Here is a 13,445-nt window from a genome sequence, read left to right on the forward strand (position 1 = left end):
CATGTACGAAGGGGTCGTCCAGAACCTGATCGACGAGCTGGGGCTGCTGCCCGGCGTCGGTCCCAAGAGCGCGCAGCGGATCGCGTTCCACCTGCTGGCGGCCGATCCAGCCGACGTCAAGCGGCTGGCGCACGCGTTGCTGGAGGTCAAGGAGAAGGTGCGCTTCTGCCGCGTGTGCGGCAACGTGGCCTCCGAGGAGGAGTGCCGCATCTGCCGCGACGCCCGCCGCGACACCCACGTCATCTGCGTCGTCGAGGAGTCGAAGGACGTCGTGGCGATCGAGAAGACGCGCGAGTTCCGCGGCACCTACCACGTGCTGGGCGGCGCCATCAGCCCCATCGACGGGGTCGGCCCCGACGACCTGCGCATCCGTGAGCTCATGACGCGCCTGGCCGACGGCCGGGTCACCGAGCTCATTCTCGCCACCGACCCCAACCTCGAGGGCGAGGCGACGGCTACCTACCTCGCCCGTCTGGTCAAGCCGATGGGCGTCAAAGTGACACGACTGGCCAGCGGTCTGCCTGTGGGCGGTGATCTCGAGTACGCCGACGAGGTCACCTTGGGCCGCGCGTTCGAAGGACGGAGGCTGCTGGATGTCTGACCAGTGGAGTGCTCTGGCGGAAGAGATCTCCGGGCACGCGCAGAACTACGTGGACGGTCTGACCAGGATGGCGGGCGGCGAGGGCGGCGACGCCATCTGGTCGATCCTGCTGGTGGAGGTCGCCCAGGTGAGCCTCGCGGGCGCCAAGCTGGGCGCGAACCGCGACGTGATCCTGTCGGGAAACTACGAGCCGCCGATGAGCGAGGACCCCGACATCGACGGGGTGCGCACGGCGCTGGCCGAGCGGCTGGAGGCGGTCGACGACTACGTCGAGGTGTTCGACCCGTACAAGGACACGGCCGTCACGCCGTACCGGCTCTCCGACGACCTGACCGCGGTCGCCGCCGACCTCATCCACGGGCTGCGCCACTATCACGCGGGCCGGCCGCACGAGGCGCTGTGGTGGTGGCAATACTCCTACTTCAACACGTGGGGCAACCACGCGGGCGCCGCGATGCGCGCGCTGCAGGCCCTCGCGGCGCATTCCCGTCTCGACGTGGCGGAGGAAACGACCTCGGTCTGAGTATCCACATACTGGTACGACCCACCAGCCGCACGAGACGCCCCGGATAGACTGGCAGCTCACAGTCCAAACCGGGAGACTCTCGTGGCGCTCGTTGTGCAAAAGTACGGTGGTTCGTCCGTCGCCGACGCGTCCTGCATCAAGCGGGTCGCGCAGCGGATCGTCGCGACGAAAAAAGCCGGCAACGACGTGGTCGTGATCGTCTCCGCGATGGGCGACACGACGGACGAGCTGCTCGACCTGGCCGAGCAGGTGTCGCCGCTGCCTCCTGCACGCGAGCTCGACATGCTGCTGACCTCGGGCGAGCGCATCTCGATGGCGCTGCTGGCGATGGCGATCGCCAACCTCGGCCACGAGGCCCGCTCGTTCACCGGTTCGCAGGCGGGCGTGATCACCGACTCCACGCACGGCAAGGCGCGCATCATCGACGTGACGCCGAGCCGCATCAAGGAGGCGATCGACCAGGGCCACATCGCGATCGTGGCCGGGTTCCAGGGCGTCTCGCAGGACACCAAAGACATCACGACGCTCGGCAGGGGCGGCTCCGACACCACGGCGGTCGCCCTGGCGGCGGCGCTCGAGGCCGACGTCTGCGAGATCTACACCGACGTCGACGGCATCTTCACCGCCGATCCGCGCATCGTGCCCGCGGCTCGCCAGATTCCGCGGATCTCGTACGACGAGATGATGGAGATGGCGGCCTGCGGCGCGAAGATCCTGCACCTGCGGTGCGTCGAATACGCGCGCCGCTTCTCCCTGCCGATCCACGTACGTAGTTCGTTCAGCACCAAGGAAGGCACGTGGGTCGTAGCCGACCCTTACACCGAAGGAACCGAGATGGAGCAGCCGATCATCTCCGGCGTGGCGCACGACCGGAGCGAGGCCAAGATCACTGTTGTCGGGGTGCCCGACAAGGTCGGCGAGGCTGCGACGATCTTCAAAACGCTGGCCGACGCCGAGATCAACATTGACATGATCGTGCAGAACGTCTCGGCCGCGGCCACGGGCCGCACCGACATCTCCTTCACGCTTCCTACGGCCGACAGCCAGACGGCGCTGGGGTCGCTGAAGAAGATCCAGCCCCGGATCGGTTTCGAGTCGCTGCTGTTCGACGACCAGATCGGGAAGGTGTCGCTGATCGGCGCGGGCATGCGCTCGCACCCGGGCGTCACCGCGACGTTCTTCGCGGCCCTCGCCGACGCGGGGGTCAACATCGAGATGATCTCCACCTCGGAGATCCGCATCTCTGTTGTGGTCGGGCAGGACGGTGTCGACGCGGCCGTGGCGGCCGCCCACCGCGCCTTCGACCTCGACGCCGACCAGGTCGAAGCCGTGGTGTACGGAGGTTCAGGACGATGAGCAAGAGGCCCAATCTGGCCCTGATCGGCGCGACCGGCGCCGTGGGCACCGTCATGCGCGACATCGTGTCGACGCGCGAGGACATCTGGGGCGAGATCCGTCTCGTCGCCTCGGCCCGTTCGGCGGGCAAGGTGCTGTCCGTACGCGGCGAGGACGTCGTGGTGCAGGCGCTGGCCCCCGAGGTGTTCGACGGCATCGACATCGCCATCTTCGACGTCCCCGACGAGGTGTCGGCCGTGTGGGTGCCGATCGCGGCCGAGCGCGGCGCGATCGCCATCGACAAGTCGGGCACGTTCCGCATGGAGCCCGACGTTCCGCTGGTGGTGCCCGAGGTCAACCCGCTCGACGCGCGTGAGCGGCCCCGGGGCATCGTCTCGACCCCCAACTGCACGACGCTGTCGATGATGGCGGCCATGGGGGCGCTGCACGCCGAGTTCACGCTCAAGGAGCTGGTCGTCGCCTCCTACCAGGCGGTGTCCGGGGCCGGCGTGGCGGGTTCCGCGCGGCTCTACGACGAGATCGAGGCGCTGGCCGGTGACCGTACGGTGGGGCAGAGCGCGGGCGACGTCCGCAAGGCGCTGGTCGACAAGCTGCCGGCCGACTCGCCGTTCCCCGCACCCATCGCGTTCAACGTGGTGCCGTGGGCGGGCTCCGACAAGGGTGACGGCTGGGCCTCCGAGGAGCTCAAGCTCCGCAACGAGTCCCGCAAGATCCTCGGCATCCCCGACCTGAAGGTCTCCGCGACCTGCGTGCGCGTGCCGGTGATCACCACCCACTCGCTGGCCGTGCACGCGCGCTTCGAGCGCGAGATCACGGTCGCCGAGGCGCACCGCGTGCTTGAGGCGGCGCCGACGGTGGTGCTGATGGACGACCCGGCCAACGGTGTCTGGCCGACGCCCGTCGACGTGGTGGGCACCGATCCGACCTACGTCGGTCGTGTCCGTCAGGCGATCGACTTCCCCAACACGCTCGACCTGTTCGTCTGCGGTGACAACCTGCGCAAGGGCGCGGCGCTCAACGCGGCGGAGATCGCCGAGCTGGTGGCGGCCGAGTTCCGGTAAGCCGTGTTCCGGTAAGCCGTTCTTCGAGGTGGCGCCGTACGTCTTCGTGCGGCGTCACTTTCTTTTCCGGCGGCTGCGTGAGCCGCGGCCCTGTCACCGGAAGAGGATGTCCCAGTGGTCGCCCTCGTCGGCGAAGACCTTGCCTGAGCCCTTGTAGAGCCGGGCTCCGTCGCTGCGTACGCCGGCCTTGTCGTAGTGCTTGTGGATGTGCCGGTCGATGCAGGCGTTGTGGGCGATGTCCAGCTTGTAGCCGTTGCCGTGGCTGTAGTGGCCGGGCGCGTGGCCGTGCTCGGTGCCGCCGGTCACCAGGATCGGGCAGCCGCTCTTGTGCTTCAGCCGGATGATCTCAGCGATCGTGCCGGTCCGTACGCGCTCCAGCGACGTACAGTGGCGCATGTGCTTGCTGGTGCAGCGGCCGGTGGACTTCGTCTTCAGCCCGGCGTGCCTGAGCCAGTGGGCGGCGGTCGTGTGGGACATCGTCACCGCGGCCGTCCTGGGCAGGACCCGGGTCAGATCGACCTGAGCGTGCCGCTGCGCGGCGTGTGCCCGCATACGAGGCATCGTGGCGGCCCTGGTGTGGACGCGCTGCTTGTGCGCCTTCCTGGCCCCTGGCAGCGCCTTGGGGCGCGCCTTGGGCTTGACCGGCTTGGCCTTGGTCTCCGCGACGCCGGTCCTGACCGCCTCGACGGCGGCCGGCCTGGCCGGCTCCACGAGGTCGGACGCCTCTTCCCACGCGGGTTCCTGGGTGTCGTCGCTCTCGTCCCACGACGGCCACTCGCTCATCGCGCCGAGCTCCGCGCGGGCCTCGATCAGCCGCCGGTGCGCCCAGGCGATGCGCGGCCCGATCTGGTACGCGTCGGAGAAGACCGCGCTCAGCACGGCCGGGCTGTGCTCCCAGCCGCCGGGCCCGTGCAGGCCGCTCGGTGCCGGCACCTTTTCGGGGTAGGTGGCGGCCGCGGCAGCGGTGGCCAGCGCGATTATGGTGATCTGAATGCCGAGGAGCGCGACTATCAGGAGCCGCACTGTTCCACGTATCCACATGTCGATGCCTTTTCGCGGAAATAGCCCTTCCGCCTGAAACGACAATCCCACCATTCACTGGAGATAACTCGCACCGCGAGTGCAACTTTGCCTTGTGGCGGTGATCACCGTGCGGCTCCATGACCTAACCGTGTTCGACGACGTAAAGTGACGTGCGTGTCCGAAGCCCGAAACAGAGGAGCGGAGAGCACTCGAGAGGTCATCGTCGAGACGGCCTTGCGACTGTTCAGGGAGCGCGGCTTCGACGCGACCACCATGCGGGCCATCGCGGCCGAGGCCGGTGTGTCCGTGGGCAACGCTTACTACTACTTCGACAGCAAGGAGGCGTTGATCCAGGCTTATTACGACCGGGCGCAGGCCGAGCACGAAGCCGCGTGCCGGGAGTTCCTCGCCACGGAGGAGTCGTTCGCGGCCAGGTTGAGCGGGGTGCTGCGGGAGTGGGTGCGGGTTTCCGAGCCCTACCACGAGTTCGCCGTGAAGTTCTTCAAGCACGCGGCCGAGCCGACCAATCCGCTCAGCCCGTTCAGCAAGCAGTCCTCGCCCGCGCGTGAGGCGTCGATCGCCATCTACCGGGAGGTCGTCGAGGGCTCGCGCGACCGCATGAACGCCGAGCTGCGCGAGGAGCTGCCCGAGCTGCTGTGGCTGCTGTCGATGGGCATGGTGCTGTTCTGGGTGCACGACACCTCGGAGGGGTGCGCGCGGACGTACCGGCTGATCGAGGTGACGGTGCCGCTGGTGGACCGGCTGGTCGGGCTGTCGCACCTGCCGGGGTTGCGGGGCATCACGAAGGACTTCATCGCGGCGGTGCACGAGCTGCGGGCCTAGGGCGACATACCGAGCGGTTGGTATGGTCCTCCTGATGTGGCATCTGGGAGGCCGTGTATGACGCAGAACTGGGGCATGACGATCCCCTTCTACGATCGCTCGCTGTCCAAGGCGCAGGACCTCATAGCCGAGCTGCCCGCGCTCGGCTACACCGACGTGTGGTCCGCCGAGGTCAACGGCACCGACGGGTTCGTGCCGCTGGCGCTGGCCGCGCAGTGGGCGCCGCAGGTGCGGCTGGGCAGCGCGATCGTGCCCGTCTCGACGCGCGGCCCCGGGCTGCTCGCGATGTCGGCCGCGACGCTGGCCGACCTCGCGCCCGGCCGGTTCGTGCTGGGCATCGGGGCGTCGTCGCCGGCGATCGTCGAGCGGTGGAACGCGGGCACGTTCGCCAAGCCGTACGCGCGCACCCGTGACACCCTGCGCTTCCTGAAGCGGGCGCTGGCGGGGGAGAAGGTCTCGGAGGCGTACGAGACGTTCGAGGTCAAGGGCTTCAAGCTGGAACGCGCGCCCAAGACGCCACCGAAAATCGTGCTGGCCGCGCTGCGGCCGCGGATGCTGCGGCTGGCCGCCGAGGAGGCCGACGGCGCGATCACGAACTGGCTCGCGCCCGCCGACGTCCAGAAGGTCCGCGCCGAGATCGGCCCCGACACCGAGCTGATCGCCCGCCTGTTCGTCTGCGTGGACGAGGACACCGAGCGGGTCCGCGAGACCGCCAGATGGATGCTCGCGAGCTACCTCACCGTCCCCGTCTACGCGGCCTTCCACGACTGGCTGGGCCGCGGCGAGGTGCTGCGCCCGATGCACGAGGCGTGGGCCGCGGGCGACCGGCAGGCCGCGCTCAAGGCCATCCCCGACGAGGTGGTGGACGACCTGATCGTGCACGGCGACGCCGCCACCTGCCGGGCCCGCATCAAGGAGTACGTCGCCAACGGCCTCGACACCCCGGTCCTCGCGCCGCTGCCCGGCGCGATGCCCATCGACCAGGCGGTCCGCGAGCTGGCACCGGAGGCGTAGGCGATGCGCGACTTACTGCGGCTGGACGCGACCGGCCAGGCCCAGGCGGTCAGGGACGGTCAGGTGTCGCCGCGCGAGCTGGCCGAGGCCGTGATCGCGCGCATCGAGGAGACCGACGGCGTGCTCAACGCGGTCGTCCACCGGCGGTTCGAGCGGGCGCTCGCCGAGATCGACGCCATCCCGGCTGGCGCGCCCTTCCGCGGGGTGCCGATCCTGCTCAAGGACCTCGGCTGGCGGGAGGCGGGCGAGCCGTACAGCGCGGGGTCGAACGTGCGCGACGGGGTCGAGGACGCCGCCGACGCGTACGGGGTCGTCCGGCTGCGCGAGGCCGGGTTCGTGCTGCTCGGGCGGACGAACACCCCCGAGTTCGGCAGCACGATCACGACGGAGCCCGTCGCGTTCGGGGCGACGCGGAACCCGTACGATCCGGCGTACTCGGCGGGCGGGTCGAGCGGCGGGTCGGCGGCGGCGGTGGCGGCCGGGATGGTCGCGCTGGCCACGGCGAGCGACGGCGGCGGCTCGATCCGGGTGCCAGCGTCGCTGTGCGGGCTGGTGGGGCTCAAGCCGTCGCGCGGCCGGGTCAGCCTCGGGCCGGCGATGGGCGAGGGGTGGAACGGCTTCTCCTGCCCCGGTTTCGTCACCAGGACCGTACGCGACACCGCGGCGGCCCTCGACGCCGTCTCCGGCATGCACCCGGGCGACCCGTACGACGCCCCGCCGCTGCCCGGCAGGCTCGCCGACGAGGTGGGCCGCGACCCGGGACGGCTGCGCGTCGGGTTCCTCACCACGCACCCGCGCGGCGACATCCCCGAGGCGCCCGAGGTGACGGAGGCGGTCACCGGGGCCGCCGCGCTGCTGGAGTCGCTGGGCCACGACGTCACCGAGGGCGGGCCACCGGCCCTCGCCGATCCCGACTTCCCCCGCCATTTCGGCGCCATCGTCTCCGACAACCTCGCCGCGCTGGTCGCCGCACTCGGCGAAGCACGGGGCAAGCCGGTGGAGATGGAGGAGCTGGAGCTGCGCAACGCCGCCATGGTCGGCGCGGGCCGCCAGCGCGGCGCCGCCGACCACCTGCTGTCCACGCAGTGGATGGACGGGTTCCGCCGCAGGATGGCGGCCTGGTGGAGCTCCGGCTATGACCTGCTGCTGGTGCCGTCGGTGGCGGCGGCGCCGTTCCCGCTGGGCTGGATCCCGCCGGACGACCTCAGCACCGCGTTCGGGCGTACCGCGTCGGTGGTCGCCTTCACCTCGCCGATCAACGCGACCGGCCAGCCGGCCGTCTCACTGCCCCTGCACAGGACCTCAGCGGGGTTGCCGGTGGGCGTGCAGCTCGTGGCCGCCGCCGGGCGCGAGGACCTCCTCGTACGGGTGGCCGCCCAGATCGAGCAGGCCAGGCCGTTCGAACATCCCTGCCTGCCCTGACCTGAGGACAGGAACCCCTGGCCTTTCCGACGCGTTATGTCGTGAGAGACCGGGGGTAGGGGGTTGCACATGATGGCGAAAGCAGCACGGGCGGCGGCGGCGTGGAAGACCTACCGCGAGGTGACCAGGCCCGGGTCGCCGCCACTGATGACCAGGGTCAGGGCGATCCCGCGGATGCTGGGCGCGGTCATGCGCGGCCAGTACGCGGGCATGGGCAAGGGCAAGCTGGCCCTGATGGGGCTCGGCGTGGTCTACCTGATCTCGCCGATCGACGTCATCCCCGACTTCCTCATGCTGATCGGGGTGGCCGACGACTTCGGCGTGTTCCTGTGGCTGATGGCCTCGCTGCTCGGCGAGAGCGGCCGCTACGTCCAGCGGGAACGCGAGGTCATTCAGGGCCGGCTCGACGAGGTCTAGATCTCCTCCATCCGCAGCCAGGCCCGCGACGGCAGCGGGTGACCGAACAGGCGGGCGGCGTTGCCGTAGGCGACCCTGGCGATGTCGGCCGGTGGGAGCGTTCCGAGATTCTGGGCCACCGACTTCTGCGTGTCGGGCCAGGTCGAGTCGGAGTGGGGGTAGCCGCTCTCCTGCAGCACGTGGTCGAGGCCGACCGCGAGCCGCACGCCCGACAGCGCGTGGTCGTCGAGGGTGCCGAAGAAGAAGTTGCGGCGCAGCACCTCGCTGGGCTTGAGCCCGCCCTCCCACGACGCCTCGCCGGCCACCGGGTGGTCGAGGGCGTAGTCGGCGCGCTCGGCCAGCATCGGCAGCCAGCCCACGCCGCCCTCGACGATGAGGATGCGCAGCGCGGGGAAGCGCAGCGGCAGCCCTGACCACAGCCAGTCGGCGCAGGCGAACATGGCGCTCGTCGGCATGAGCGTGGTGATGGCCTCGATGGGGGTGTCGGGCGACGGCACGGGCGACCAGGAGGAGTCGCCGGCGTGCAGGCAGACGACGGTGCCGGTCTCCTCGCACGCGGCGAAGAACGGGTCCCAGTGGCCCGAGTGGATCGACGGCAGCCGCAGCCTGGTCGGGAACTCGGGGAAGACGACCGCCTTGAAGCCCCTGGCCGCGTTGGCCCTGATCTCCTTGGCCGCCACGTCGGGGTCGGGCAGCCAGGGCAGCTGCAGGCCGATGATGCGCTCGGGGTAGGTGCCGGCCCAGACGTCGATGTGCCAGTCGTTCCACGCCCGCACCAGGGCGAGGCCGAGCTCCTGGTCGCGGGTCCTGGCGAACGGCATGCCGGCCTGCCCGGCCAGCATGCCGGGGAAGCAGAGCGCGGCCCAGATGCCGGCGAGGTCCATGTCCTGGATGCGGGCCTCGATGTCGTGGCAGCCCGGACGCATGTTCTCGAACCTGATGGGGTCGAGCGTCCGCTGCTCGCGTGGCAGCCCCGCGCCGACGTCGATGCCGGCGCACGGATAGGTCGCGCCGCCGTAGCGCCAGACTTGGTGACCGGCCTCCGTCTCCACGACCTTGGGCGCGACCTCGGCGTATTTCTCCGGCAGGCGCCCTTCGAACAGGTCGGGCGGCTCGATCAGGTGATCGTCTGCTGAGATGATCACGTAGTCGCGCCGCCTGGGGTCAGGATCGGGGAGCAGCGGCGTAGTCACGCACGTAACCGTACGACGGCGGCATAACGTCGAACAAGCTGCGACGTATCCGTTGGGTCTCTGCGCGAAGATGTTGACCCGGGACCGCCGGGAGGGGGATGGCTGGCGATCCCGGGATGAACGGGCCCGCCTCGCGCAGCAAGCAGGCCCTGCGCTCCACTACCCAGCGCCGTTCGACTCAGTCAGCAAATGTGCGCGGAGTTCGGCGACCGCGTCGGGGGAAAGTTGGAGCACCTGAGTGACATACCTCTCGATGCTGCCGTGACGGGCCGTGAGGTCGGTGAGGAAGAGCCGCATGGTCTCGGCGGGAGCCAGCCCGAACCCCGGCCAGAGCGGCGTGTCAGGGTGGCGCCTGCGCCAGTCGGCGATGAAGCGCTCGGTGGCGCGGCCGGTGAGCGCGTAGTCCGCCACGATGTCGTCCTCGTCCACGCCGACCAGCGACAGCACGAGCGCGGTGAGCACGCCCGTACGGTCCTTTCCCGCCGCGCAGTGCACGACCACGGGCGCGTTGTCGGCCGCCGCGACGGTCTCCAGGGCGGTCCTGAGGTTGGCGACGCCGTCCTCGGTGATCTCCAGGTAGCGGTCGGCGAGGTAGCGGGCGATGCCCACCTCCTCGTTGTACGGGGTGAGCTCCCAGCGCCGGCCCTCGATGGGCAGGTTCTGGTAGTGGGGGCAGTCGCTTTCCGGCACGCGTCCGGCCTTCTCGACCTCGAAGGGGTGACGCAGATCGATGACGCTGCGCACGCCCAGCGCCCGGTAGGCGGCGAGGTCGTCGCCGGCCAGCCAGCCGAGGGAGTCGGCGCGGTAGAGCCGCTGCCAGCGGACCATACGCCCGCCTTGGGCGGCATATCCACCTACGTCGCGGAAGTTGCACAGATTGGTGAACTCAATGTGGCGGATCACCCTCAACACCTTAATTGGCGACGCTCTTCGTCTCCGAGGTCGCCGTTCCTTCCGAGGCCGCCTTTTCTTCCGAGGCCGATGCCGATGCCGAGGCCGATGACGCCCGGCGCTCGGCCGCCTCGCGCCGGATGAGCAGCAGCCAGCCGCCGATCGCGATGCCGATGAACAACCACCACTGCACGCCGTAGGCCAGGTTGAGCCCGCCTCCGGAGCCGACGTCGGGCGCGGGCACGGGCGCCGGCGCGGTGGCGGCCGCGGGCTGCTGCTCGGTCAGCTCGACGTAGCCGCCCACCAGCGTGTACGGCAGCCCCTTGCCGATGGCGCCCGCGTTGATGAGCAGCACCTGGCCGGGCGGCAGCCCGCCACGGTCGCGTACGCCGCTGTTCTCCTCGGTCTCGCTGGGCCGCAGCCGGCCGGTCACCGTCACCTGCCCGGTGGGCGGGGCGGGCACGTCGGGCGGGGTGTCGGCGGTGGCGCCGGCGGGCACCCAGCCCCGGTTCACGATCACGCCGGTGCCCGGACCGGTGACGAGCGGGGTCAGCACGTAGTAGCCGTTGCGGCCCTCCTGGGGGCGGCGGCGTACGACGAGGGCGTGGGCGGTGTCGTACGTGCCCGCGACCGTCACCTTCCTGAACCGGTCGTCCTCCTTGACCGGCTGCCCAGGCGCGGCGAGCCGGTCGAGCGGCACGGGCGGCGCCTCGATGTTGGCGGTCACCCGCTCGCTGTTGGCCGAGCGCTCTTCGAACCGGCCGAACTGCCACCGCCCGAGCAGCACGAAAGCGGGGATGACCAGCAGCACCACGACGTGGAGCACGAGCCATCGAGGCGTCAGCAGGAACCGGTACACGCCTTCAAGACTAGGCACCGGCACCGGTGGTGCCGAACTCAGGCACGGGTGAGGTGGGCGCCCTCGCCGGGGACGGGGGTGACCTCGCGCGGTCCGGCGACCTCATGGCCGTCGGCGCAGCGGAAGCGCAGCTCGATGGGGGCGCCGCAGTCGCGGTGGGTGAGCAGCACGGGAGGGCCGTCGTCGCCGGCGAGGTATTTGTCGCCCCAGTGCATGAGGGCGACCAGCAGGGGATAGAGGTCGCGGCCCTTGTCGGTGAGGCGGTATTCGTCGCGCTGCCGCTGGCCCGGCTCGCGGTAGGGCACCTTGCGCAGCAGGCCCTCGTCGACCAGCCGGGACAGGCGCGCGCTGAGCACCTGGCGGGGGGCGCCGGTGCCGGCCTGCATGTCGGCGAACCTGCGTACGCCGCTGAACGCCTCGCGCAGCACCAGGAAGGTCCATTTCTCCCCGACGATCTCCAGGGTGCGCTCGATCGAGCAATTGTCCACTGGGAAATCCATGCGATAAGGCATGTTCATTTTTGCATTATACCTGAGTTTGATTGACAGACTCAGCTTCCCCGGGCAGGCTGAGTCCATGCAACGAACTCAGGTGCGGACGGTGACCCCTGACGACGAGGAGCGGATGCGGCGCTTCCTCGCCGGGCTGTCGCTGCACACGCAGACGCTGCGCTTCTTCACCGGGGTCTCCGCGCCGTCCGCCGCGCTCGTGCGTACGCTGCTGGCCGTGGACGAGCAGCGCGAGGCGCTCGTCGCGACCGACGGCGACGGCGAGATCGTCGCCCACGCCATGAGCTTCCAGGGCGGCGGGTGCTCCGACGTGGAGATCGCCGTCGTGGTCGCCGACGCCTGGCAGGGCCAGGGGCTCGGGCCGCGGCTGGTCGACGCGCTGCTGTTCGGCGCCGCCCTGCGCGGGGCGCGTACCGTGGGCATGGACGTCATGGGCGAGAACCGCCGCGTGCTGAGGCTCGTCCGCCGCCTCTGGCCGGACGCCAGGATGCGGGTCGAATCCGGTACGGTCGAAGTGACCGCTATGATCGATCAGCTGGCCTATTTGCGGAACAAGGTTCTGGTGCCACACCATTGACAGTGTGAAGAGTGTGAAGAACGGACGCGACGGCCGCACCAGGATCATCGAGGGCGCCCTCCGCCGTTTCAGCCAGGACGGCGTCTCGGCCACCACCCTGGCCAGCCTCCGTGAGGAAAGCGGCGTCAGCGTCGGCAGCTTCTACCACCACTTCGCCAGCAAAGAGCACGTCTTCGGCGTGCTGTACGGCGAGATCCTCGAGGCCTACCAGGCGGCGTTCCTCGCCGAGCTGGTCCGTCACGACGACGCCAGGGCGGGCATCGAGGCCATCGTGGCCTTTCACATGCGCTGGGCCGGCGAGCACCCCGAGAGGGCCAGGCTGCTGATCAGCGAGCGTCCGCCGCGCAAGCACGAGCCGGGCGGCGCCGAGGTGGCCGAGGCGCGGCGCGGGTTCTTCAAGCAGGTCTCCGACTGGTGGCGGCCGCACATGAAGAACGGCCGGCTCCAGCCCGTGCACCCCACCATGTGCTACGTGCTGTGGCTGGGGCCCGCCCAGGAGATGTGCCGGCTGTGGTTCGCGGGCGCGCACACGCCGACCGAGGAGGAGATCAAGGCGCTGGGCGAGGCCGCCTGGCAGAGCCTGCGCCAGCCCGCCTGACCCGTACGTCCGCGCTGGTCAGAGCCCTCCGCGCCGATACGGGGAGCCGGCCGGGACGCTGGTGGAGGACATCGCGCGGCTGCTGCGCGGCGAGGGCCAGGTGCCCGCCTGCACGGGCTGCCCCAGCCGGGTTGGAACGCGCCAGATCGACCGGTTGAGCGAGATGTCCAGCCGCAGCTCGCCGCGCTGCCTGCGCAGCCCCGGCACGCGTACGCGGTCGAGCACGTCGAACCTGCCGCGGCTCGGATAGCCGAAGCCCAGCTCGCCCGGCAGCACCCGCAGGTCGTCGCGGTTGCCGCAGCACGGGCAGGTCCACGAGACGAGGTCCAGGCCGCGGTTGTAGTCGGAGCAGGCTTCGAAGTACTCGTCGGGGCGGAACTTGGAGTCACAAGCCAAGCAGGGGATGAGCATGGTCCTGCTCCTGGGGGTGGTGACGTGAGGTGCATCTCCAGAGATATCGCGCATCCCTTGTCCGCCGCTTGCAGAACGGTTGGGAGTCTTAGTAACAGTATGAACACTCTCGGTGTCGGATCAAGCGGGCATGTCCGCGGTGAA

Annotated in this window: 16 protein-coding genes; 10 read left to right on the forward strand and 6 right to left on the reverse strand. The window is 70.2% G+C overall.

Going from position 1 to position 13,445, the window contains the following annotated elements:
• Position 1: 1 nt before the first annotated feature.
• The 4 genes from recR to ACFFR3_RS37185 all read left to right on the forward strand — a co-directional run bounded on the left by recR (position 2) and on the right by ACFFR3_RS37185 (position 3,544).
• A complete protein-coding gene (gene recR / locus ACFFR3_RS37170; RefSeq protein WP_219508192.1) occupies positions 2-601 on the forward strand; it encodes a recombination mediator RecR in 600 nt (199 codons plus the stop codon).
• Positions 594-1,124, forward strand: a complete 531-nt coding sequence (locus tag ACFFR3_RS37175) for a DUF5063 domain-containing protein (protein ID WP_345392988.1) — start codon at positions 594-596, stop codon at positions 1,122-1,124. The genes recR and ACFFR3_RS37175 overlap by 8 nt, the downstream gene beginning before the upstream one ends.
• Positions 1,125-1,208: 84 nt before the next feature.
• On the forward strand, positions 1,209-2,483 hold the full coding sequence (locus tag ACFFR3_RS37180; protein ID WP_364368839.1) for an aspartate kinase: 1,275 nt from the start codon (positions 1,209-1,211) through the stop codon (positions 2,481-2,483).
• Positions 2,480-3,544: an aspartate-semialdehyde dehydrogenase gene (locus ACFFR3_RS37185; protein ID WP_364368842.1), complete on the forward strand. Its 1,065-nt coding sequence runs from the start codon at positions 2,480-2,482 to the stop codon at positions 3,542-3,544. Before ACFFR3_RS37180 ends, ACFFR3_RS37185 begins: the two co-directional genes overlap by 4 nt.
• Positions 3,545-3,637: 93 nt before the next feature.
• Here ACFFR3_RS37185 and ACFFR3_RS37190 read toward each other — a convergent pair whose 3' ends face one another.
• The gene (locus ACFFR3_RS37190; RefSeq protein ID WP_345392985.1) at positions 3,638-4,567 is read right to left on the reverse strand and encodes a hypothetical protein; all 930 of its coding nucleotides are present in this window, start codon (positions 4,565-4,567) and stop codon (positions 3,638-3,640) included.
• Between the two features lie 174 nt (positions 4,568-4,741).
• Here ACFFR3_RS37190 and ACFFR3_RS37195 point away from each other — a divergent pair, with 174 nt between their 5' ends.
• The 4 genes from ACFFR3_RS37195 (at position 4,742) to ACFFR3_RS37210 (ending at position 8,263) form a co-directional block, all read left to right on the forward strand.
• Complete coding sequence (locus tag ACFFR3_RS37195) at positions 4,742-5,410, forward strand: TetR/AcrR family transcriptional regulator (protein ID WP_364368845.1); 669 nt, start codon at positions 4,742-4,744, stop codon at positions 5,408-5,410.
• 57 nt (positions 5,411-5,467) lie between these two features.
• Positions 5,468-6,424, forward strand: coding sequence for an LLM class F420-dependent oxidoreductase (locus tag ACFFR3_RS37200; protein WP_364368848.1), 957 nt, complete (start codon positions 5,468-5,470; stop codon positions 6,422-6,424).
• A 3-nt stretch (positions 6,425-6,427) separates the two neighbouring features.
• On the forward strand, positions 6,428-7,846 hold the full coding sequence (locus tag ACFFR3_RS37205) for an amidase (RefSeq protein WP_345392979.1): 1,419 nt from the start codon (positions 6,428-6,430) through the stop codon (positions 7,844-7,846).
• Between the two features lie 69 nt (positions 7,847-7,915).
• Positions 7,916-8,263 (forward strand): YkvA family protein, encoded by a 348-nt coding sequence (locus tag ACFFR3_RS37210; protein WP_345392976.1) that lies wholly within the window; start codon positions 7,916-7,918, stop codon positions 8,261-8,263.
• Here the strand turns inward: ACFFR3_RS37210 and ACFFR3_RS37215 are convergent.
• The 4 genes from ACFFR3_RS37215 to ACFFR3_RS37230 all read right to left on the reverse strand — a co-directional run bounded on the left by ACFFR3_RS37215 (position 8,260) and on the right by ACFFR3_RS37230 (position 11,706).
• The gene (locus tag ACFFR3_RS37215; protein ID WP_364368852.1) at positions 8,260-9,456 is read right to left on the reverse strand and encodes an amidohydrolase family protein; all 1,197 of its coding nucleotides are present in this window, start codon (positions 9,454-9,456) and stop codon (positions 8,260-8,262) included. The two genes, ACFFR3_RS37210 and ACFFR3_RS37215, sit on opposite strands and share 4 nt — an antisense overlap.
• A gap of 159 nt (positions 9,457-9,615) precedes the next feature.
• Positions 9,616-10,359 carry a tyrosine-protein phosphatase gene (locus ACFFR3_RS37220; RefSeq protein WP_364368855.1) on the reverse strand — a complete coding sequence of 248 codons (744 nt, stop codon included), beginning with the start codon at positions 10,357-10,359 and terminating at the stop codon, positions 9,616-9,618.
• Between the two features lie 10 nt (positions 10,360-10,369).
• Positions 10,370-11,206: an SURF1 family cytochrome oxidase biogenesis protein gene (locus tag ACFFR3_RS37225; RefSeq protein WP_379484647.1), complete on the reverse strand. Its 837-nt coding sequence runs from the start codon at positions 11,204-11,206 to the stop codon at positions 10,370-10,372.
• Positions 11,207-11,244: 38 nt separating this feature from the next.
• Positions 11,245-11,706: a winged helix-turn-helix transcriptional regulator gene (locus ACFFR3_RS37230; RefSeq protein WP_364368861.1), complete on the reverse strand. Its 462-nt coding sequence runs from the start codon at positions 11,704-11,706 to the stop codon at positions 11,245-11,247.
• A 76-nt stretch (positions 11,707-11,782) separates the two neighbouring features.
• Between ACFFR3_RS37230 and ACFFR3_RS37235 the strand changes: the two genes are divergently transcribed.
• Positions 11,783-12,292 (forward strand): GNAT family N-acetyltransferase, encoded by a 510-nt coding sequence (locus ACFFR3_RS37235; RefSeq protein WP_364368864.1) that lies wholly within the window; start codon positions 11,783-11,785, stop codon positions 12,290-12,292.
• Between the two features lie 4 nt (positions 12,293-12,296).
• Positions 12,297-12,890, forward strand: coding sequence for a TetR/AcrR family transcriptional regulator (locus ACFFR3_RS37240; RefSeq protein ID WP_345392964.1), 594 nt, complete (start codon positions 12,297-12,299; stop codon positions 12,888-12,890).
• An 18-nt stretch (positions 12,891-12,908) separates the two neighbouring features.
• On the opposite strand, the gene ACFFR3_RS37245 is transcribed toward ACFFR3_RS37240, so the two are convergent.
• On the reverse strand, positions 12,909-13,301 hold the full coding sequence (locus tag ACFFR3_RS37245; RefSeq protein WP_364368867.1) for a hypothetical protein: 393 nt from the start codon (positions 13,299-13,301) through the stop codon (positions 12,909-12,911).
• Between the last annotated feature and the right edge of the window lie 144 nt (positions 13,302-13,445).

Source organism: Nonomuraea salmonea, from assembly GCF_042428605.1.
Lineage (GTDB): Bacteria > Actinomycetota > Actinomycetes > Streptosporangiales > Streptosporangiaceae > Nonomuraea > Nonomuraea salmonea.